The sequence below is a fragment of the Pandoraea apista genome (genome assembly GCF_001465595.2).
In the GTDB taxonomy this organism is placed as follows: Bacteria; Pseudomonadota; Gammaproteobacteria; order Burkholderiales; family Burkholderiaceae; genus Pandoraea; species Pandoraea apista.
In genome coordinates this window covers 1,339,958-1,362,546 of record NZ_CP013481.2, presented here as the reverse complement: position 1 = coordinate 1,362,546, position 22,589 = coordinate 1,339,958, and the positions used below count along the sequence as shown (strand labels likewise).

9 protein-coding genes are annotated in these 22,589 nt (G+C 63.5%); 2 read left to right on the top strand and 7 right to left on the bottom strand.

What is annotated here, in order from left to right:
• Window positions 1-88: 88 nt before the first annotated feature.
• Window positions 89-1,426, top strand: a complete 1,338-nt coding sequence (gene paeA, locus AT395_RS06315) for a polyamine export protein PaeA (RefSeq protein ID WP_042112589.1) — start codon at window positions 89-91, stop codon at window positions 1,424-1,426.
• Here paeA and recD read toward each other — a convergent pair.
• The 3 genes from recD to recC are packed head-to-tail and all read right to left on the bottom strand — an operon-like array spanning window position 1,398 to window position 10,788.
• Window positions 1,398-3,527 carry an exodeoxyribonuclease V subunit alpha gene (gene recD / locus AT395_RS06310; RefSeq protein WP_048627823.1) on the bottom strand — a complete coding sequence of 710 codons (2,130 nt, stop codon included), beginning with the start codon at window positions 3,525-3,527 and terminating at the stop codon, window positions 1,398-1,400. The genes paeA and recD overlap by 29 nt on opposite strands.
• Window positions 3,524-7,369, bottom strand: a complete 3,846-nt coding sequence (gene recB, locus AT395_RS06305) for an exodeoxyribonuclease V subunit beta (RefSeq protein WP_072632787.1) — start codon at window positions 7,367-7,369, stop codon at window positions 3,524-3,526. Before recB ends, recD begins: the two co-directional genes overlap by 4 nt.
• Window positions 7,366-10,788 carry an exodeoxyribonuclease V subunit gamma gene (recC, locus tag AT395_RS06300; RefSeq protein WP_048627824.1) on the bottom strand — a complete coding sequence of 1,141 codons (3,423 nt, stop codon included), beginning with the start codon at window positions 10,786-10,788 and terminating at the stop codon, window positions 7,366-7,368. The genes recB and recC overlap by 4 nt, the downstream gene beginning before the upstream one ends.
• Window positions 10,789-11,043: 255 nt before the next feature.
• Here recC and AT395_RS06295 point away from each other — a divergent pair, with 255 nt between their 5' ends.
• Window positions 11,044-13,266 carry an FUSC family protein gene (locus tag AT395_RS06295; RefSeq protein ID WP_042112593.1) on the top strand — a complete coding sequence of 741 codons (2,223 nt, stop codon included), beginning with the start codon at window positions 11,044-11,046 and terminating at the stop codon, window positions 13,264-13,266.
• A gap of 50 nt (window positions 13,267-13,316) precedes the next feature.
• Here the strand turns inward: AT395_RS06295 and AT395_RS06290 are convergent, their stop codons facing one another.
• From AT395_RS06290 to AT395_RS06275, 4 genes are all read right to left on the bottom strand, one after another.
• The gene (locus tag AT395_RS06290) at window positions 13,317-13,955 is read right to left on the bottom strand and encodes a response regulator (protein WP_042112595.1); all 639 of its coding nucleotides are present in this window, start codon (window positions 13,953-13,955) and stop codon (window positions 13,317-13,319) included.
• Between the two features lie 505 nt (window positions 13,956-14,460).
• Window positions 14,461-16,071: an efflux transporter outer membrane subunit gene (locus tag AT395_RS06285; protein WP_414813074.1), complete on the bottom strand. Its 1,611-nt coding sequence runs from the start codon at window positions 16,069-16,071 to the stop codon at window positions 14,461-14,463.
• 124 nt (window positions 16,072-16,195) lie between these two features.
• The gene (locus tag AT395_RS06280; RefSeq protein ID WP_042112597.1) at window positions 16,196-19,360 is read right to left on the bottom strand and encodes a multidrug efflux RND transporter permease subunit; all 3,165 of its coding nucleotides are present in this window, start codon (window positions 19,358-19,360) and stop codon (window positions 16,196-16,198) included.
• The gene (locus AT395_RS06275; protein ID WP_048627827.1) at window positions 19,357-22,533 is read right to left on the bottom strand and encodes an MdtB/MuxB family multidrug efflux RND transporter permease subunit; all 3,177 of its coding nucleotides are present in this window, start codon (window positions 22,531-22,533) and stop codon (window positions 19,357-19,359) included. The genes AT395_RS06280 and AT395_RS06275 overlap by 4 nt, the downstream gene beginning before the upstream one ends.
• Window positions 22,534-22,589: the final 56 nt, after the last annotated feature.

The window sequence follows — 22,589 nt, the reverse complement described above, 5'->3', positions numbered from 1 at the left end:
TTCCCTGCTACCGGACGCTTCCCCGTGCAAACGCGTCCGGCCTGCGTCGCGGCAATGTACCCGCTCTCGCACTTACAGGGATAACAATATGAGTGGTTACGGTTTTCTTTTCAGTATCTTGTTGCTGGTTCTGGTGAGCGCGTTCTTCTCCGCCGCCGAAATCTCACTGACTGCCGCCAAACGCACCAAGCTTCAGGTGCTAATGGAAAAAGGCGATCCTCAGGCCGTGAAGGTGCTCGCCCTTAAGGAGCAGCCCGGCAATTTCTTCACTGTCGTACAGATTGGCGTCAACGCCGTCGCCGTGCTTGGCGGCGTACTCGGCGAGAGCTTCCTGACCAGCTACCTGTTCGGATGGCTCTCGGGAATCACCGATCAGGCGTTAGCCCTGCGACTCTCCGGCATCGGCTCGTTCCTGTTCATTACGATCGCCTTCATCCAGTTCGCCGATCTGATTCCCAAGCGTCTCGCAATGGTCAATCCCGAGCGCGTTGCCACGGCCATCATCGATCCGATGCTGCTGTGCCTGAAGATCCTGCGCCCGCTCGTCTACCTGTTCAACGGGGTGGCGAACATATTCCTTCGCCTCTTCAAGTTGCCCACGCATGCCATCGAGAACATTACTTCCGAGGACATCGCCGCAATGGTCGGCGCAGGCGCGCAAGCGGGCGTGGTCCGTAAGCAGGAACTCCATCTGATCGAGAACGTGTTCGAGCTGGAGTCGCGCACGGTCGGCTCGGTCATGACGTTTCGAGACGATGTGGTGTACTTCACCATCGCCGAAGAAGAGCGCAGCATTCGCCAGAAGATGATCGAAAGCCCGCACTCGAAATATCTCGTGTGCCGCGACGAAATCGACAACGTGCTCGGCTATGTCGACTCGAAAGATCTGCTTCAGCGCATTGCCAGCGAAGATCTGTCGAGCGTGATCCGCAATCTGGATCGCCTTTATGCAAAGAAGCTGCTGGTCATTCCCGACACGTTGAATTTGTCCGAGGCATTGGCCCGCTTCAAAGAAACGCGCGAGGGTTTTGCCGTCATCATCAACGAATACGGTCTCGTCGTTGGCGTGGTGACGCTCAACGACATCGTGGGCGCACTCATGGGCGACGTCATTCACCCCGCCGACGAAGATCAGATCGTGCAACGCGACGATCATTCGTGGCTCGTCGACGGTGTCACGTCGGTCGAAGATGTGAAGAAGGCCCTGGATATCGACGAGCTTCCCGGCGAAGGCGAGTTTGAAACCATCGCCGGGTTCATGATCTATCAGCTCAAGCGCATTCCGAAAAAATCGGAAGCGACCGAAGCGGCGGGTTACAAATTCGAGGTGGTCGACATCGATAACTACAAGATCGACCAGTTACTCGTTACGCGCCTCGGCTCAGCGGCCGAGGCCACTATTGCGGCATCGAATCCGGCGCCGTAGCCAGCACCTCCCTCAACCGGTCGGTCAGCCCGCCATCGCGCTGCGTCGGCCGCGCGATGGCCGACGCAATCACCGGCCACGGCGCATACAGCCATGCCTGGCGACGCGCCCGCGTCACGCCGGTATAGATCAGCTCGCGCGACAGCACGCGGCTCGACTGCTCCGGCAGCACCATCGCCACGCGCTCGAATTCAGACCCCTGCGATTTATGGATCGTCATGGCGAATGCGGTCTCATGCGCAGGCAGACTGGCCGGCGAGTAGAGACGATACCCGCCGTCCGGCGTCGCGAACGCCACACGCAGCGTACCGGAGGGGCCGAGCGGCAGCGCGATACCGATGTCGCCGTTGAACAGGTTTAGCGCGTACTCATTCTGTGTCACCAACACCGGACGCCCCGCAAACCATGCGCCACCGCCCGCGCCTAGCGCAACGCCCGCACGACGCGCCAACAGCGCCGTCAGTTGCGCACCGAGAAACTCAACGCCGCGCCGCCCCCCACGCGTGGCACACAACACACGGAACTGACCGAACGCAGCGAATACCGGTTGCGCCACCATGGCGATATCCGCCGTGGTGGCCGCCGCCGGGTCGCCAAGCTGCCCGATCGTCGTCACGGCTTCGGTCAACGCATCGAGATATGCCGAATAGCCATCGGCCAGCGAATTCAGATTGGCCGGCGACAGTTGTATGCCGCCATCCTCGCTAAGCATCACGCGGTCTGCGCACTTGGTCTCATTGGCACCTCCCTGCGCACCAACCTCCGCCGATCCGGAAGCGGACGAGGTATCCGGGAGGGTGAACTCCTTGCGCGCCTCGATCACCTTGCCCGACTTGATGGCGGTAGCGAGCCGGCCAATCGCAGAATGCGCTCCGAAGCGATAGGTGCGCTCAAGCCACACCACGGCGTCTTCGAGACCTTGCACCCTACGGGCATTACCTCCCGCAATGCCCTGGTGGCCGCCGCCAATGGCCAGCGGCCCCGTGCGAGGCGGCTCGTCTGCGGGCCATGCGAGGGCAGACAACAAGCGCATGCGCATGTCAGGCGAAAATACCCGTTGCGCGCTCAATTCGCCGAATACGGCGCCCGCTTCCACCGCTGCCAATTGGTCCTTGTCTCCCAGCAGGATCAGACGAGCGCCATCGGGCACCGCTTCGAGAAGTTGCGTCGCCATCGACAAATCGATCATCGACGCCTCATCCACGACGATCAGATCGTAGGGCAACGGGTTCCCCGCATGGTGACGGAAGCGACGGCCGACCTGCTCCGCCGATTCGGGCAAGACGCCAAGCAGGCGGTGCAACGTCACCGCCGCCTCGGGCAACGCTTGCCGCACGGTTTCCGGAAGGTCTTGCCGCGCGGTCAGGGCCTCCTGCATACGCTGCGCCGCCTTGCCCGTGGGCGCCGCGAGTGCCACCCGCAAGTTGGCGTCGCGCTCGAGCAGGCACGCGAGCAAACCAACCACCGTGGTCGTCTTGCCCGTGCCCGGACCACCACTGAGCACCACCAACGGACGTTGCAACGCGAGCGCCGCCGCCGCCATCTGCCAATTGGGCTCCGGTTTCCCCTCCGGCGAGATGAGTACGCCTTCGCCGAAGTAGCGCCGCAAACGCGCGCGGTCCTCAGACGTCACCGCCGTGCGTGCACTCGACGACAACTTGCGTCCGAGCGCCGCTGCGAGACGCGCTTCATAACCGTAGTAGCGGGCGAGATAGAGCCGGTCCTGATCGTCGAGAAGTAGCGGAAAAGCTTCGGCCTGCGCATCGCCCCTCAACGCTATCGCGAGACTGGCGGGGGCGCACAGCCCGCTGGCAAAAAGCGCCTCGCGCCAAACCGACAGGGCGGGCGCATCGCCGGGAAACAGCTCGCCGCTGGCCTGCGCTTCCAGCAGGTGATCGAGCGGCACGCAGACGTGACCTTCGGCCGTGGCCAGACTCACGGCAAGCGCGGCACGCCAGACGTAGCGGCACGTTACGTCATCTGCGCCATGCCCGCGTGCAAGCAGTGCCATTCGGCGCGCGAACCCCTGCGCCAGCCGTACTACGCCGCTATCGGCCAACGGTGCGCTTGACGACTCTCCCGCGAGACGGATGTCGCTCATGCGCCCTCCCCGTCGGGGGTTGCGTCGGCATTGCGTGCGTCCAGCGACAGCGCCTCTGCGAGTGCCGCGTTTTCGCCTGCGGCGAACAGTCGATCGAGTGCATCGACCATCTCGCGCGACGGCTTGTCGAAGAAGACACCGGGCACGTCGTCGCCGGCCAGATGCGCGCTGGCCCAATCGGGCCGAACGCCCCGGACAAAGAGATAGAGGCTGCCGCCCATATCGCGCTCGTAATCGTAGTCCGCCATACGCCGCTGCAAGTACCGGTGCAGCGCCAGCGTGTAGAGCAGATATTGGAGGTGATAGCCATGCTCGGCCATCGCCTCGCGCAAGCCGTCGGCGCCGTAGTTCTCCGGTGCCGTGCCAAGATAGTTCGACTTCCAGTCGAGAATCCACCACTGACCGCCGTGCCGGAACACCAGATCGATGAAGCCCTTGAGATAGCCGCGCAGCACCGTGGCATCGAGCGGCAGATCCGGATATCCAAACTGACGCAACAAGCCACGCAACGCATCGAGCGACACGGCATCGGCGGGGTACGTGAACTCCATTTCGGTAAGCCGCTCCGTCAACGCCACGTCCGCCAAATGCAGACCGGGACGCAGCGGTGTCGCGAGGGTACCCGCGAGCATGTTCATCATCATGGCCCGCCACGTATCGTTTTGCTCGGCGCCTCGTCCCGGCGGACGCTCTCGCAACGCTCGCGAGACCGCATGCGGCCACTGTGCGCGCGATTGGAAGTCGGCCAGTTCGAACACACGGTGCAGGCTCTCGCCAGCAGCCGGCCCTCGCGGGAAACGAAGAATGTCGTCGATCGGCGGCCAGGTGTCGTCGCCCTCCGGCGGCAACGCAAACGTGGGGCCGGCATTCGCCTGCGCGTCGTAATCGGGACGCGTGCGCTCCGGCGCACTCAATTGCCCTCCCCCCAACTGCGGCCCCGTGTGCATGCCCGCCAGCAGCCCCGAAAAGCTGCCGATGCGCCAGACTTCGCGCAACGCCCGTGTGCTGGCACGCGTAGCGATTTCAGGCGGCGCCTCGTGGGCGACACGGGTGCCGGCATCGAGTGCATCGCCTGTCGGTAGCGGCACAATGGCTAACGGGCCACCGGCGAGCGCAGTCCATGCCGACCGGATGGTGGCGACCCGCTCGTCGGTATCCACGCTCGACGTCATCCACGCATCGAACGAAATACCTTGCCCGGCGGCTAACCAGTTCAGCATGCCACCGCACGCCTCTTTCACGCTCCGGCGAGATGTATAAATTCCTGCGGCCAGATAGCATCGATAGACCGCGCGCGTGAGCGCGACATATAACAGTCGCGCCTGCTCTGCCGACTGCTCCCGACGTAGCGCGGCCGCCGCCGGTGAACCCTTGCCCGCGGCATCCGTGAAGTCGATCACCGCCGTGGGACCGTCGTGGTACTCAAGGCCATCGAGGCTGCCACCGTCGCGCACCGCCCCGTCCCACAGGAATGGACAGAAAACTACGCCGTACTCGAGTCCCTTCGACTTGTGCACGGTCACGATCTGCACCAGATTCTGATCCGACTCCAGACGCAATTGCGCCTCCTCGCCGCCACTGGCGTTGCGTTGCGACGCCAGCCATCGCAGCAGCGCAGGCATGCCCGGCTGCTCGGCCCAACGTGACTGCGCAAGCTCCGCGAGGTGCATGAAGTTCGTCAGACGACGCTCGCCGCCCGACTGCGCCACCAGACGCGCGGCCAACCCTAACTCGCGCATGAGCGTGCGCCACATGGCCGAGAAACCGCGCTCGGTCCATAACTGACGATACCGTTGCAACCGCTCGATCCATGCGATCGCTTCCGCATCGGAGGCCTCGCTGGTCTGCATGCGATACAGGGCCGTGGCGTCGAGCCCGAACAGCTCCGTCGCAAGCGCCGCCCGCAACGCTCGCACGTCGCCGGGCGACTCCACTGCACGTAACACCCGTAACAGCGTCTCGGCTTCGTCACTCGCAAACACCGAGTCCTGCGTCAGCTCCACACTCCCCACGGCATGTTCCGCGAGCATCGCTTTCATCAACGCGCCCTGCCGGTGCGTCTGCACAATCACGGCGATGTCGGCCGGTGCAAGCGGGCGCTCGCCTACCCGCACGTCGCCGCGCGATGCGCCCGCCAACAAGCGTGCTACCTCGGCGGCTGTGGCTCGCGCGCAGGCCTGCTGTGCATCGTCCTTCGACAGCGGTTCGTCGTCGTCCGGCAACCACCAGACGGTGAAGTCGGCCACCTCTCGCACATCCGAGAACGGCTCACGCCGACGTACCCCCGGACGCACGGGAGGATACTCAAGTCCGTCGAGTACGAACGCCCGGTCGTTAGCACCGAACAGGCGATTGCCCGCCTCGATGATGGCCGGCGTCGAGCGCTGGTTGACGGCGAGCGTATACGCCGCGTCGGCGTTCTCGCGTGCCGCCAGATACGTATGGAGATCCGCAGCCCGGAAGCTGTAAATCGCCTGCTTGGGATCGCCGACCATGAACATCGGTCCCGGCGCATCATCCGGTGCAGCGGATTCCCGCGCGCCGTACACCGCGTTGAAGATGGCGAACTGGAGCGGGTCGGTATCCTGAAACTCGTCAATCAACGCGCAGGGATAACGCGTGCGCAGAGCATCGGCCAAATCGGGATGCTGGGTCAGCGCACGTGCGATGTTGCCAAGCAGGTCGTCAAACGACACCACGCGCAATTCACGTTTGCGAAGCGCCAGTTGATCGGGCGCGTACCTCAACCACTCGCGCAGAATCCGCAACCACTGCATTGCGTAACGCTCGTCGGCATCGGCGCGCGCACGCACAAGAACCTCGGCCATGTCGAAGAACCGGTGATCCGGAGGAGTCTCGCCCTTCTTGATGTCCTTGGCCAGACGCGTCGTCGTGAGCAACTCCGCTTTCGGACTCAACAACGCCCCCACATCATTTGCCCGCAAATAGCGCTGCCATGCCGATACGGCCTGAGCGAGCGACGTCTCGTGGTAAATGTTCTTCTTGTACGACGGCAACGCCGTGCGCATCAGATCGGCAATCGCCGAAGCCTCGGCCTCCCAGCAATCGGCCGCCGCCGCATAGGTCGCGAGCAAGGCCGAATCGGGCGACGTTTGCACATCGGTCTCAACCGCCGGCGGCCAGCGCAATGCCGACATCGGCTTCTTCAGACGACGCGCCAACTGGTCAGTGAGCGTACCCGGCGACCGCTTGCGATCAACGAGCCACGCAGCGAAACCATCGTCCTGTGCCGCCATGGGTTCGACCACCCGGCGCCAGAATTCGACCGCCAGATCGTGGCGCACCCCGTTGTCGTCCGGCACCAGTTCATAAGCGAACGGCAATCCGGCGGCGAACGGCACCTCGGAGAGCGCCCGCTGGCAGAAACCGTGAATCGTATGGATCGACGCCTGATCGAACGCACGCAGTGCCGTTTGAAGGCAGTCGCGGATGGCCTTCGGCGTCATCTCGCCGCGCTCGACCAACCCCGCGATCATCACGTTGAACAGGGGGTCGTCGCTGGCATCGGGATCGAAGTCGGGGAATTCGTCTTCCGCGATTTCCGGGTCTTCGTTCGGTTCGTCACCTTCCTCGCCGAACACCGGCGCCATGGCGGCGACCAGTCCGGCCAACCGCCCGCGAATGCGCTCACGCAACTCGGCGGTAGCCGCATTGGTGAAGGTGACGACGAGAATTTGCTCGACCGTTAGCTGCTTTTCCAACAGCAAGCGCACGTACAGCGCGCAGATGTTCCATGTCTTGCCGGTGCCGGCCGACGCCTCGATCAGGCAAATGCCGTCGAGATTGCAGTGGAAGACGTCGAGGTCGATGAGCTGAGTCATGCGCCCTCCACGACTTCAAGGTGCTGCACCACCGGGCCGAACACCGTGTTGGCGAGCAAATCGAACGGCGACGCGAGCGGGTCTTCTATGCCACGCCAGATCAACCGTGTGTACGGATCGTCTGCGTCGCCGCGCGCAAAGGCGGAACCCTGCCACGCGCTCTCTGCCTCGCCCGGCTTGCCCGTGCTCGCCAGCTTCCAGGCGCTGCGGGCAAAGAACGGCAGCGGCCGGGTCTGCCCCAGCCGGTACAACGCCACCCATTGCCCCAGCAGCGTTGCCGCGTCGTCGACCGGACGCAAGGCAAACGTCTCGTCTTCGCCGTACCACAGGGTTCTGGCCACGACATCCAGACCGGCATGTTCGGGCTGCTGGAGATGCGCACAAAGCGCGAGATGGGCCAGCCACGCCGCCAGCAGATCGCTCGGGCGCATGCTGCCATATCGATACATCACCAACCCGTAACGGGAAACGGGCGCCAGACGCCCTTGCAACAGGCAATCCGCAGACAAGGTCGCGTCACCGTGCCAGGCTGCCTCCGTCGACTCGCGCCATGACGGCGGCAACGCGGGCTTCAAAGGCAGCGTCACCAGAAGCTCCTGCGTGCCTTCGGCTTGCGCCTCTCGCACCTGCGTCGCCAGCGCGCGCAGACCGCCCAATTCCCTTCGACGCCAGACCGCGCCGGTTGCTCCGCCCGGCAACTCGTGGCTCACGTTCGCGATGCGTTCGATGGCGTCGACGTGCGTGCGCATATCGCGTCCGTCGTGATGCAGGAGCCGCGGCAGCAGCCGTGCCGCCAACGCATCGCGTCCGGCCCAGTCGAGCGCGAAGGGCTCTTCGTCGTCTACCTCCGTCAGCATCTCGCCGAGCGACAGACCCAGCCGGTCGCGCGCCCACGCTCTGCCCGGGTGACGCCAGAAGCGAAGCAGGTCGTCGAGGGTCAGATGGGTTTGCGCGACCGCAGGCAACGGCTCGCGCACAAAGGGCGCAGCATGCGCCTCGGGGGCGGGAGACGCCAATTGGTCCGCCAACTGCCGGGCGGCCTCGCCATTGGATACGTCGTAGCTGAAGAGCGACGCATCGCGCCCGTCGAAATAGGCGGGAGAAAACGGTTGCAACGGATGCAACACCACGAGACGCTCCCGTGCCTTGCGCTGATCGTCGAGGTCATACCCCTGCGACACCGGGGCAAGCAACTGCCCGGTGAAGTCGAGCAGTTCATCGACGGCAGTCGAGGGTGGCAGCGGCGCGTTATCGCGCACACTTCGCCCTGTATAGGTCAGCAAAAATCGATCCTGCGCGCTCAGCATCAGATCGAGGAAGAGATTGCGCTCGTCGTCGCGACGCTGGCGATCGCCACGCTGCGGCAACGCACGCATCAGGTCGAACTCGTCGGCACGCACACGCCCGGGCAATACGCCGTCGTCCATACCGATCATGCACACCACGCGGTACGGCAGCAGACGCAAGCTTGGAATTGCCGCGAACGTCACCCGGCCCGACGGCACACCGCCACGCGTCGGATCGTCAAGCGCATCGGCGAGCACACGCGCCACCACTTCGACCGGCACCTGCACCTCGGGAGCGCCATCGGCGATGGCGGAACCGATCTGCTCGATGGCCATGCGCACTTCGGCGACATCGTCGGCAAAGCGTGGTTCGTCAGAGAAAAACTGCTCCAGCATCGCCAGCAACTGATCACGCCACGCGAGTCCGGTACGCTCGGTTTGCAATGCCACGGCGGTCGCATCAAGATCGTCGATCAGTCGCGCCAGTTGTCCCAGCAATTCGGCACGCCCGCCTTCGATGCCCCCGACCGGAAGCCAATCGTCCACGGGCATCGACTCGTCCGGCAACGCATAGCCGAGGAACAACCGCATCATGGCGTCGCCCAGCGTATGCCGCTCCAGCGCGGGCGCGCCCCCCGCCACAGCGGCCGGCGCCGTCGGCGTGCGCGGGGCGTCGAGTCGCAACAGCGCATCGCCACGCCAGCCGCGCCGGGCACCGGCGGCGTGTAGCCAGTTCTGAATCGCGTCGAGTACGTTGCCGCCCAGATCGTAGCGTTGCGCAATGGCCTCCGTTCGCGCCAGCTCCACCAGACTCGACGCCGCCACGCGCTGTTGCGGCAATGCCAGAATCGCGGCAAAGGCGCGGGCAACGGGGTTGGTCCGCGTTGGCGGCAGCCCGGTCACCAGATAGGGAATACGAGGCGTTGCGGTACCGAATACCGCGTCGATCAGCGGGGCCGCGCGCCCCAGATCCGGCACGGTAATCAGCACGTCATCGGGGCGCAGATCGGGAATCTCGTCGAAGCACGCGAGCAATCTGTCGTGCAGCACCTCGATTTGTCGCGCCAGACTATGGCAGACATGCACCTGCACCGATCCGTCGGCACCCACACCGTCGGGCGCCCCATGCCGGCCGTCGTCGAGCGTAAGAATGCCGTTCTGTAAGGCGGCGAGTAGCGTCGGCGCGGGATTCGGCTGAAACAGCGCCCGATCCTCCACGGCTTGCGGGGCAAGGTCCGCATACAGCGCATCGATGTGCGACTGCGTCTGACGCCCCCATTCGGCAAGCAACGGATGCCCCACTTCCCGATGTGCAACGCCGTCACGGCGCGTCAGATACGACAGACGCGACGGCGGCACGATATCGAACCAATAGCTTTCGCACGGATTGAGTACATACAGATGGACGTCGATCAAGCGAGACATCGCCTTGAGCAACGCCATCGACAGCGGTGGCATCGAGGACAGCGCAAACACGGAAACACGCGACGGCCATCCGGCCGGCACTGTTTCGGGCGTCAATTGCTCGATCCGGTCGATCGCCCGCAGTGTCGGGTGACGTTCACGAATCTCCAGATGAGCCAGCACCTGCCGCCACAACGCGCTCTGCCAGGCTTCGTCGTCGCGCTGAACTTCGCCCCAGCCCGCAGCAGCCCCCGGCTCGATGACCTCACCGGATTGCCACCTTTCGAGCCAGTTCGGCCGGTAGGTCAGGTACTGGTCGTAAATATGCGCCAGACGATCGGCTAGTTCGAAGCGCATGACATCGTCCGCTCCCGACAGATAGCCCGACAGACGCGGCGAGGTCTCCACCCAGGGTTGCGCCAGACACTGGTACAGCGGCCAGACGAGGCGGTCCGGCGCAAACGGCGAACTTTCCGGCACCGTGAGCAACTTGCCCGCCATGTCCCACAGCCATTGGGCGAGATAGGTCAGACGGACGTTGGCGCACACCCCAAAGACATCGGCATAGTCCAGTTCGAGCCGTCGCCGCACCGCCACACTTGGCACGACGATGGTTTCCGTCTCGAACGGATTTTCCGCTTCACCCGCGCTGCCGGGCGCTTGAGCGATATCTCGCAGCAGCGCGGCTTCGAGCGTGGTGAACCGATTGGAGAAGAATAGATGGAGCATGCGGGCGTGGCGGCTAAGCGAGTCTGTTCGCAAGCATAACAAATGCCCCGTAGCGAAGCCGATCGGACAGATCCGAAATCCTGCCCCGTCTTGAGTGCCAACCGATTGGGATCTGATGACAAGCACGTCCGCGGGCCGTATGTAACCGGCGGTATCCCCCCTTCGCGGCGCCCGGGCCTTCGGCTAGACTCTCACTGCGCCGCGCCCTACCCCATCGCGCGGCCGGCTTTGCTGCGGACCACTCGCACCCGACGCATGGACTACCAGACCGATATCAAGAAATTCCTATATAGCCATTATTTTTTCAGCGGCACCCGTCAGGCAGTAGGTGTCGTGCTGCCCGCCCTCGTGCTCTTCTGGGGTATGGATCAGCACCTGCTCGGCATTGAAGTTGCCTCGGGCGCCCTGTGCGCGAGCGTGGTCGACATTAATGGGCCGCTGCGCCACAAGCACACGGAACTGCTTAGCTGCACACTGCTCGGTGCCCTCACGGTGCTGATCACCGGCATGGCCACCGCCGCGCAGCCGTGGCAACTCTGGATCACCTCCCTGATTCTGACCTTCGGTCTGTCGATGCTCGTGGTCTACGGCTACCGCGCGTCGCTCGTGAGCTTCGCCTGTCTGATGATGATGGTGCTCAACGTCGAAGCCGATCTGACACGTCATCAGGCGGTGCTCGACGCGGGGGCCGTTCTCGCAGGCGGTCTCTGGTACACCTATTTCAGCCTCGTCGTCTGTCGCGTCTGGTGGTTTCGCATCGAACAGCAGACCCTCGCCGAGTGTTTCTTCGTTACCGCGCAGTATCTCGAAGCCAAAGCGGCGTTCTACGACACGTCGACCGACATCGACGATTGCTACCGGCGTCTGATCGCCGCCCAGGTCAACGTGGTCGAGAAGCAGCAGGCCGCGCGCGAGATCATTCTGCGCAATCTGCCGCGCTTGCGTACGGGCACGCTCGAACCACGCCGCACCATGCTGTTCAATCTGTTCATCAACATCGTCGATCTGCACGAGGTCGTAGTGTCGGTACACACCGACTATCCGATGCTTCGCCGGGAGTTCGCCGATAACGACGTGCTCGTGTTCTTCCGCGATATGATCCGCAAGATTGCGCACGAAGTGGACGCCATCGGTTACGCCATTGCCACCAACGAAGCGTCTCGCGCACAGCGCAGTTGGCGCGCGGAGTTCCGCGCCATTGAGTATGAGATCGAGCTCATGCGCAAGCAGTCGCTCCCGCAACGCGCCCCCGAGGCGTATCAGGCTCTCACCAGCACCTTCCGCCGTGTGTGGAGCAGCACCCGGATCGTGGAACGCATGCACCGCAACACGAATCTCGCCACGGCGGGCACCGCCACCGAGGTGCAGATCGATCAGGCGCTCCAGCGCTTCACGTCACGGCAGAGCTTTTCTCCGAAATTGCTCTGGAAGAATTTGACGTTTTCGTCTCCGAGCTTTCGCCATGCGTTGCGGGTAACGATCGCCATCTCCGCCGGCCTCATCATCTGCGAGAACTGGTCGCTGCTGGCCGGTCAGGCACACAGCTACTGGGTGTTGCTCACGATCATCGTGATTCTGAAGCCGGGCTTCAGCCTGACCAAGCAGAAGAACGCCCAGCGTCTGACGGGCACGCTGCTCGGCTGTGTGAGCGTGCTGGTCATTCTGTCGTTCGTGCACAAGCCCTGGATACTGCTTGCGCTCATGTTCTTCTGCATGGTCATGGGCAACAGTCTGTCGCTGTTCAACTACGGCCTGTCGGTCGTGTTCATGTCGTCTTACGTGCTGCTGCTGTTCCACTTCCTGTTGCCAGGCTCACTTTCCGTGATCGGCGAGCGTGCCATCGACACGCTCATCGGGTCGGCCGTGGCACTGGTCTGCTCGTATCTGTTCCCGTATTGGGAATACCGGCTGATGGGGCCGCTCATCCGGCAAGCGGTGCAGTCGACGCGCGCCTATCTCGAGTCGAGCGCCGGGCGCGAGGGAAAACGAGATGACTTCGCTTATCGCATGGCGCGCAAGGACATGCATATCGCTTTCGGGAATTTCGGTGCGGCTTTCAAACGCATGATGCTGGAGCCGAAGTCCAAACAGGTCTGCGTTGGCGAACTCAACGATCTACTGGTGCAGAACCATGTGATGGCGTCGTATATCACCGGCATGGCCGATGTACTGCCGCGTCAGATTGCCGCCGACAAGAGTGGCGAGCTCGCACAGGTCGTTGCGGCGATCAGCGATCTGCTCTCGCAGGCAGTCGCGGCACCTGCCGCGTCGGTGCCGACCGACGCACAGGCCGCGACCGAGGCAATGCGCGACTATACGCGGCGTCTGGACGCGCTGGTCGTTGCGCAGGAGCAGCAACCCGATGCGCCGGAGAGTCAGGTTCAGGAGATCAAGCAGGTGGTGCATCAACTCAAGCAGATGCTTCGCGCAGGCGAATTGATCCTGCGCGACATGCGGGGTATTCGATTGCCGGCCTGATGACGGATGCATCCGGCCGGCAACCGTTCCTCACGGAATGCCGGACGACATCAGGTAATGCCAGTCCGGGTGGCGTAGTGATACAGATCGACGTCACGCTCCAGCCCGAGCTTGCGCATGGCGTTGGTCTTCTGCGAACTGACCGTCTTCACGCTACGGCTAAGCTGAAACGCGATTTCGCTGATCGTGAGACCCGAGACGAACAATCGCACGACCTCCACCTCGCGCCCCGAGAGCTTCGACGCATCGATCTCGGTTTCGTCAACCACCGAGTCGTGCAGCCGTGTCGCCAGCCCTGCCGGAATGTAGCGGCTACCGTCAGCCACCACGCATACGATGTCGGCAATCGAACTCTGCTCGTCGAGCTTCGAGAGAATCGAATGCACACCTAGCTTGAGCATGCCGCGAAGAATCGCCAGATTCTCCAGCATCGTCACTACGATGATCTTGATGTTGGGAAAGTACCGGCGCACGTAACCGATAAGAAAAAGCCCGTCCTTGAAATTCCCTCCGGGCATCGAGAAATCCGTCACCAGAATGTCGCACGGCGACTTGGCCAACAAGGTCACGAGTTCAGACGAATTGGCCGCCTCGCCGACCAGATGAATCATTTCCCGCTCTTCCAGCAACCGTCGTATTCCATAACGCACAATCGGATGGTCGTCCGCGACCACAACATTGATCGTCATCGTTCCCCCCCTCTCTTTTTCGTGATCTGACAGCACCGTCACCGCCGCAAGCTGCGCACGGTGCTTCGCGCCTGTCATCGCATCGAAGCGCGTTCATTCTGGCAAAAAGGAATCGTGCAGACCGGATGGGAAACGTCACATACTCGATTCGGACGGGCATTCTTGCTACGCAGTGTGGTCAATGGGCGAGACGCCCGCATGCTGCCCGATAGAGCGGGCACTGCTGCCCAATGGCTTGACGAGACTCGCTCAGAGGTGAAATTACTTGGCCGTACGCCAGGACCTTTCGTGCTACTTGCGTCACGGGCCTTCAGAGGAATCGCAACAGGGGTTTCCGTTAGTCCGATTGTGAAGTTCGGAATTATCTTAAACACCGGGATCGAATTTAGTGATCCACGCGGCGCGAGCGTCGGAAAATGCGTAGCGGGAGAACGGAAGATGCAGAGGTGCGACCGGTCGAAGCGGATTTCGACCGGTCAGTCGCGAGCAAGACCGAGGAGGCGCGTTACTCTTGCATGCCGCCGTTTTTGGCGGGACTCGCGGTATCGGCAACCGTCGCAGGCTGCGTTGCTCCGCGCGTTGCATCGCGAGGCTCGCCGTCGGACGGCAAGCCATGCCAGCCGCCGCCCAGGGCGGTCACCAGCAGAACGTTGGCGGTGAATTGACGGCCAAGGATCGTCAGGGCCGTACGCTCCGTGGCATACGCGGTCGCCTGCGCCGTCAACACGTTCTGAAAGCTGACCGTGCCCGCCTTGTATTGATTGAGGATCAGTTGCAGCGCTTCACGCGAGGACTGAACGGCCTGGTTTTGCACGACGGCCTCACGTCCCAGATAGTTCAGCGCGGCGAGATTGTCTTCGACCGACTGGAACGCCGTCAGCACGGTCTGACGGTAAGTGGCGACCTGCGCGTCGTACGCAGCAATGGCCGCGTCGGTCTGTGCGCGGCGCAAGCCACCGTCGAAAAGCGTGGCTGCCAGCGCCGGGCCAACCGACCAGAAGCGGCTCGGCAGCGTTAGCCAGTTGGCGAAGCTGCTGCTCTGGAAACCGCCTGTCGCCGCGAGCGAGAGGGTCGGGAAGAATGCCGCCTTGGCGACACCGATCTTCGCGTTGGCGGCCGCCACCGAACGCTCGGCCGCCGCAATGTCGGGCCGGCGCTCCAATAATGTCGACGGCAGACTCACCGGCACCGGCGGCAGTGCGGCGCGCAACGGCGACACCGGCAACGAGAAAGCGGCCGGCGCCTTGCCCACGAGCAACGCAATCGCGTGCTCCAGTTGCGCGCGGGTCACTTCGATATCGATGGCGGACGCCTGTGCCGATTGCAACTGCGTTTGCGCCTGAATCACGTCCGAGCGCTGCGCCACGCCAACGGCGTACTGGTTCTGCGTCAATTTGAGCGTCTGCTCGTACGCCGCGACCGTGCGATCCAGCAACGCTCGCTGTGCGTCCGTCACCCGCAGGTCGAAATAATTCTGCGCAAGCAGCGCCTGCGCCGACAAACGTGCATTGGCCAGATCGGCTGCACTCGCCTCGGCGCTGGCGTTGCCCGCCTCGACCGAGCGTCGCACGCTGCCCCAGATGTCCGGCTCCCAACTTGCCGTGCCCGACAGGCTGTAGCTGTTCGAAATACCCCCCACACCCGATCCGCTCACCGCCGAGCTGCTCACACGCGAACTGGCGCGCGTGAGACCCGCGTCGGCGCCAATCGTGGGGAAAAAGGCGGAACGCGCCTGCGAGGCCACGGCCAGCGCCTGCCGATAGTTCGCCTCGGCCACCTTGATGTTCTGATTGTTGACGTCGACCTGCGCCATCAACTCGGAGAGCACGGGGTCCTGATAGATCGCCCACCAATCGCCCTTCGACACGGCATCGCTGGGCTCGGCGAGCTTCCAGTCGCCGGTTTCCTTGAACGCGGCCGGGGTATCGATGTCCGGGCGCACATAGTCCGGCCCCACCGCGCAGCCGGCGAGCCACAACACGGCGCTCGCAGCGAGGAACGTTGCCGTGCGGCGCGCACGGGGTGAGCGGGCCACGCCCCGCCCTTGCCCCGCTGCCGCGGCAGTTCCCGCATGAGAACGAACGGTGAGGACTTGGCGATTCAGGGGTCGGGACATGGCAGACATCGGCCCATCGGCCGGGACAGAAGTTTCGGAACGCATATCGGAAAACACGCCGGGAAGTCCTCCCGGAAGCGCGCGGGAAAGTACGCCGCGCAGGCGGTGCACTCGGCGAACGGCATCAGCCATGCCCCACCTCCCCGACGTCGCTATGGCCGCTCCGGCCCCGTGCGCGCCATCGCGCCCAGCGCAGGCGCACACGGTCGAGATACAGGTACACCACCGGCGTCGTGTAGAGGGTCAGCATCTGACTCACCAGCAGGCCGCCCACGATGGAGATACCCAGCGGCTGACGCAACTCCGCCCCGTCGCCGGTGCCGAGCGCCAGCGGAATCGCCCCGAGCATGGCAGCCATTGTGGTCATCATGATCGGACGGAAGCGCAACACGCACGCATGGTAAATGGCCTCGCGCGGCGGCATATTCAAACGCCGCTGCGCGTCGAGCGCGAAGTCGATCATCATGATCGCGTTCTTCTTCACGATACCGATCAGCAGAATCACACCGATGAGCGCAATGATGCTGAACTCGGTATTGAACAGCAGCAACGCCAGCAATGCCCCCACGCCCGCCGACGGCAGCGTCGACAAAATGGTGAGCGGATGGATGTAACTCTCGTAGAGCACGCCCAGTACGATATACACCGTGAGCAGCGCCGTCAGGATCAGAATCGGTTGCGACGACAGCGCCGACTGGAAAGCCTGCGCCGTGCCCTGGAAGCTGCCCTGCACAGACGTTGGCATGCCCAACCGGCTCACAGCGTCGTTGATCGACGCCTGCGCCTCGGAGAGCGAGACCCCCGGCGGCAGATTGAACGAAATCGTGCTCGCTGCGAACTGGCCCTGATGCGAGACGCCCAACGCGGTATTCGTCGGCCGGTAGCGTGCAAACGCCGAGAGCGGCACCTGTGCGCCCGCCGAGGTCACCACATAGATGTCCTTGAGCGACTCGGGGCTTTGCCACCATTGCGGCGCCACCTCCATCACGACCTTGTACTGGTTGAGCGGATTGTAGATGGTGGAGACCTGACGCTGCCCGAAGGCGTCGTTGAGCACGTTATCGATCTGGCTCATCGTTAGCCCCAGCCGCGACGCCTGATCGCGGTCGACGTCGAGCGTCGTCTGCAATCCCTTGTCCTGCTGATCGGTATTCACGTCCACGAGGTTCGGCAACCGCGAGATCGCATTGCGCACCTTCGGCTCCCAATCACGCAACTGCTGAAGATCGTCCGCCTGCAATGTGTATTGATACTGTGCGTTGCTGGAGCGGCCGCCCACGCGAATGTCCTGCACCGATTGCAGGTAGAGCATGGCCCCCGGCTCCTTGGCCAGCTTGCCGCGCAAACGTGCAATGACCTGATCGGCCGAAAGCTTGCGTTCGCCCAGCGGCTTGAGCGTGACGAACATCGAGCCGCCGTTGCGGTTCGACCCGCCGGTAAAGCCGGTAACAGTCGCCACATCCGGGTCGGCCTGCACGATCCTGATGAAGTCGGCCAGCTTCTTTTCCATCGCCTGGAACGAGATCGCCTGATCGGCCTGAATGAAGCCGATCATCCGCCCCGTGTCCTGCTGCGGGAAGAACCCCTTCGGCACCACCGTGTAGAGCCAGACGTTCAGGCAGATCGTCGCCAGCAGAATCAGCAACATCAGCGGCCCGTGGCGCAGCGCCCATGACAGCGAGCGTTCGTACTCGCGCAGCGTGGCGTCGAAGCCGCGCTCGGTCCAGTTGCCCAGGCGTGTCCAGATGGACGGGCGCGGCGGCGGCTCCGGCGCAAGGGGCGCCGTGCCGGCCGGCACGCCCGGTGCGGCCTTTCCCTTGAGCAAGCGTGCGCACATCATCGGCGTGGTCGTGAGCGAGACGACCAGCGAGACCATGATGGCTGCCGAGAGCGTGACCGCAAATTCGCGGAACAGCCGTCCGACAATGCCGCCCATCAACAGCAGCGGAATGAACACCGCCACCAGCGAAATACTCATCGACAGCACAGTGAAACCCACTTCTCGCGTGCCTTTGAGCGCTGCCGCAAAGGGGCTCAGCCCCTCTTCGATATGACGGGAGATGTTCTCCAGCACCACAATGGCGTCGTCGACCACGAAGCCCGTCGCAATGGTGAGCGCCATGAGCGACAGGTTATCGAGACTGAAGCCGCACAGGTACATCACCCCGAACGTGCCGATCAGCGAGACGGGTACGGCCACGCTCGGAATCAGCGTCGCGCGCCAATTGCGCAGGAAGAGGAACACCACCATGATCACGAGCGCGATCGAGATCAACAGCGTGCGTTCGACTTCTTTGAGCGACGCGCGAATCGTCGGCGTTCGGTCCATCACCACATCGAGATTGATCGCAGCCGGAATCGAAGCGCGCAGATTCGGCAATATCTTGTTGATGCCGTCGACCGTCTCGATGATGTTCGCCCCAGGCTGGGTCGTGATGACAAGCAGCACCGACGGCTTGCCGTTGGCCGACCCCGCATTGCGTAAATCCTGCACCGAGTCGACCACGTCGGCGATATCGGCCAGACGCACCGGCCGGCCGTCCTGATAAGCCACGATGACCGGCAGATATTCTTTCGCCGTCTTCGCCTGATCGTTGGCGAGAATCTGCCAGCGCCGGTCGCCGTCTTCGAGCGCCCCCTTCGGGCGGTTTGCGTTGACCGCCTGAATCGCCGTGCGCACCGTTTCCAGCGGGATCTGATACTTGTTGAGCGCCGTCGGGTTGAGTTCGACGCGCACCGCGGGCAGCGAACTGCCGCCCACCGTCACATCGCCCACGCCTTCGAGCTGCGAGATCTTCTGCGCGAGGATGGTCGACGCGGCGTCGTACATCTGCCCGCGCGTCATGCTCTCCGAGGTCAGCGCAATGATCATCACCGGTGCGCTCGCCGGATTCACCTTGCGATAGGTCGGGTTGCTCGGCAGCCCCGACGGCAGCAGGCTGCGCGCGGCGTTGATCGCCGCCTGCACGTCGCGCGCCGCGCCGTTGATGTCGCGCGAGAGGTCGAATTGCAACGTAATGCGGGTCGAACCCAGCGAACTGCTCGACGTCATTTCCGTCACGCCGGCAATCCGGCCGAGCGAGCGTTCAAGCGGCGTTGCCACACTCGCCGCCATGGTCTCGGGGCTGGCGCCCGGCAGCGACGCCGAAACCGAGATTGTCGGGAAGTCGACCTGCGGCAGCGGCGAAATAGGCAGCAATCCGAACGCGACGATGCCCGCCAGCGTCACCCCGATGGTGAGCAGAACGGTCGCGACCGAGCGCCTGATGAAGACGGCCGACAGGTTCATCGTGCCGGGCCGTCCGTAATGACCGGGGCGCCGCCGCCCGGGTTACCGGGATCGCCATGATCGCCGTGCTCGTGGTCATCCGACGGTCCGAAGCGCCGTTCACGCCAGGCGCGCACCCGTGCGGCCCAGCGGTCGAACCACAGGTAGATCACCGGCGTGGTGAAGAGCGTCAGCACCTGACTGACCATCAGCCCGCCCACCATCGTGATACCCAGCGGCTGGCGCAACTCGGAGCCCACGCCCGAGCCCAGCATGAGCGGCAGTGCCCCCAGCACGGCCGCCATCGTCGTCATCAGAATCGGGCGGAAACGCAACAGACACGCCTGGTAGATCGCTTCGCGCGGCGCCATGCCGTGCTCGCGTTCCGCCTCGAGGGCGAAGTCGATCATCATGATGGCGTTCTTCTTCACGATACCGATCAGCAGAATGATGCCGATGATCGCGATGATGCTGATGTCGTTGCCGGAGACCATGAGCGCCAGCAGTGCGCCCACCCCGGCCGACGGCAGCGTCGAGAGAATGGTGATCGGATGAATATAGCTCTCGTACAGCACGCCGAGCACGATGTACATCGTCACGACCGCCGCGAGAATGAGCCACAGGGTGTTCGACAGTGACGCCTGGAACGCCTGCGCCGCGCCCTGGAACGTCGTCTGGGTGCTCACTGGCAGGCCGATGTCCGCCTCGGCCGCAGTGATCGCCTTCACCGCATCGCCCAGCGACGCCCCCTTGGCAAGATTGAACGAAATCGTCGCGGCCGGGAACTGCGCCTGATGGTTGATCGCCAGCGGCGTGGGCTTCTCCACGATCTTCGCAAACGACGTGAGCGGCACCTGTACCCCCGATGACGACGCGACGTAAATGCCCTTGAGCGCGTCGGGGCCGCGCTGGAAGTCGTCTGCGACTTCGAGCACCACGCGGTATTGCGACGCCTGCGTGTAGATCGTCGAAATCAACCGTTGGCCGAACGCGCTGTAGAGCGTCTGGTCGACGGCGGACGGCGTAACGCCGAGACGGCTCGCCGTATCGCGGTCGATCTCCACGTAAGCCTGCAACCCATTGACTTGCAGATCGCTCGTGACGTCTGCCAGTTGCGGCACACGTTGCAACCGGTCAATGAGCTTCGGCACCCAGATGCCAAGCGTATCCAGACTCGGATCTTGCAGCGTGAACTGATACTGCGTGCGGCTGATGCGGTCTTCGATGGTCAGATCCTGTACCGGCTGCATATAGAGCGCGATGCCGGGCACCTTCGCCGCCTCGGGCTGAATCCGGCGGATGACCTCCGAGGCGTCGATCCCGCGCGTGGCCTTGTCCTTCAGGTTGATGAGCAGACGCCCGCTGTTGAGCGTGGCGTTCACCCCGTCCACACCAATAAACGACGACACCGATTCGACCGCCGGATCTTCCAGCACCTTGGCCACCAGCGCCAGTTGACGCTCGCCCATGGCGGCGAACGAGATCGACTGCGGCGCCTCGGAAATGCCTTGAATCACCCCAGTGTCCTGCACCGGGAAGAAGCCCTTGGGCACCCATATGTACAGCAGCACCGTGAGCACGAGCGTGCCGAGGGCGACAAGCAGCGTTGCCGGCTGACGATCGAGCACCCACGTGAGCCATTCGCCGTATTTCGCGATGATGCGATCGAAAATCTCGCCGGTCTTGCGATAGAACTTGCCCTGCTTCTCTTCCGGCACGTGACGCAACAGCTTCGCGCACATCATGGGCGTCAGCGTAAGCGACACCACGGCCGAGATGAGAATCGACACCGCCAGCGTGATGGCAAATTCGCGGAATAGACGGCCAACGACATCGCCCATGAACAGCAGCGGAATCAGTACGGCAATCAGCGAGAACGTGAGCGAAATGATTGTGAAGCCGATCTGCTCCGCGCCCTTGAGCGCCGCCTGCAACGGCTTTTCCCCCTGCTCCATGTAGCGCGCGATGTTCTCGATCATCACGATGGCGTCGTCCACCACGAAGCCGGTCGCGATGGTGAGCGCCATGAGCGTCAGGTTATTGATCGAGAAGCCGGCCAGATACATCACGCCGAAGGTGCCAACCAGCGAGAGCGGCACAGCCACGCTTGGGATGATGGTCGCCGAGACGTTGCGCAGGAACAGGAAGATCACCATCACCACGAGGGCGACGGCGAGAATGAGTTCGAACTGCACGTCGGAGACCGAGGCGCGAATCGTCGTTGTGCGGTCGGTGAGCAACTTCACGTCGATACTGCCCGGCAGGGCGGCCTGCAACTGTGGCAGGAGCGCCTTGACCTTGTTGACCGTCTCGATCACGTTCGCGCCAGGCTGACGCTGCACATTCAGCACAATGGCCGGCGTGGTGTCGGCCCACGCGGCGAGCTTGGTATTCTCCGCGCCGTCGATGACGTCGGCGATGTCGGACAGACGAATCGGGCCGCCATTCTTATAGGCGATCACGAGATTGCGGTACTCGTCGGCCGAGGCAAGCTGGTCATTGGCGTCGATGGTCGAAGCCCGCTGCGGCCCGTCGAAACTTCCCTTCGCCTGATTGACGTTCGCCGCCGCGATGGACGTGCGAACGTCTTCGATGTTCAGCCCATACGACGTGATCGCGCGCGGATTGACCTTAATACGCACGGCGGGCCGCTGGCCGCCCGAGATGCTCACCAGACCGATGCCGGGCAACTGCGAGATCTTCTGGGCAACGCGCGTGTCGACCAGATCCTCCAGCTTGGGCAACGGCATGGTCTTCGACATGATCGCCAGCGTCAGGATCGGCGTGTCGGCCGGATTGACCTTGCTGTAGATCGGCGGCATCGGCAGATCGCTCGGCAACAGGTTGCTGGCGCTGTTGATGGCGGCCTGCACTTCCTGCTCGGCAACGTCGAGTCCAAGGTCCAGCGAGAACTGCAATGTAATCACCGACGCGCCGCCCGAGCTGGTCGAGGACATCTGGTTCAGGCCCGGCATCTGGCCGAACTGACGCTCCAGCGGGGCCGTGACCGACGAAGTCATCACGTCCGGGCTCGCCCCCGGATAGAGCGTGACCACCTGAATGGTCGGATAGTCGACCTCCGGCAGCGACGACACCGGCAGCAACCGGTAGGCGACGAAACCGGCAAGCAGGATCGCCAGCATCAGCAACGATGTGGCGACCGGTCGAAGAATAAACGGGCGGGACGGATTCATTGGCTACGTCGAAGGGCGTCTCTGGGGGCGTGGTCGGGCATGAGCGCGGTGGCGTC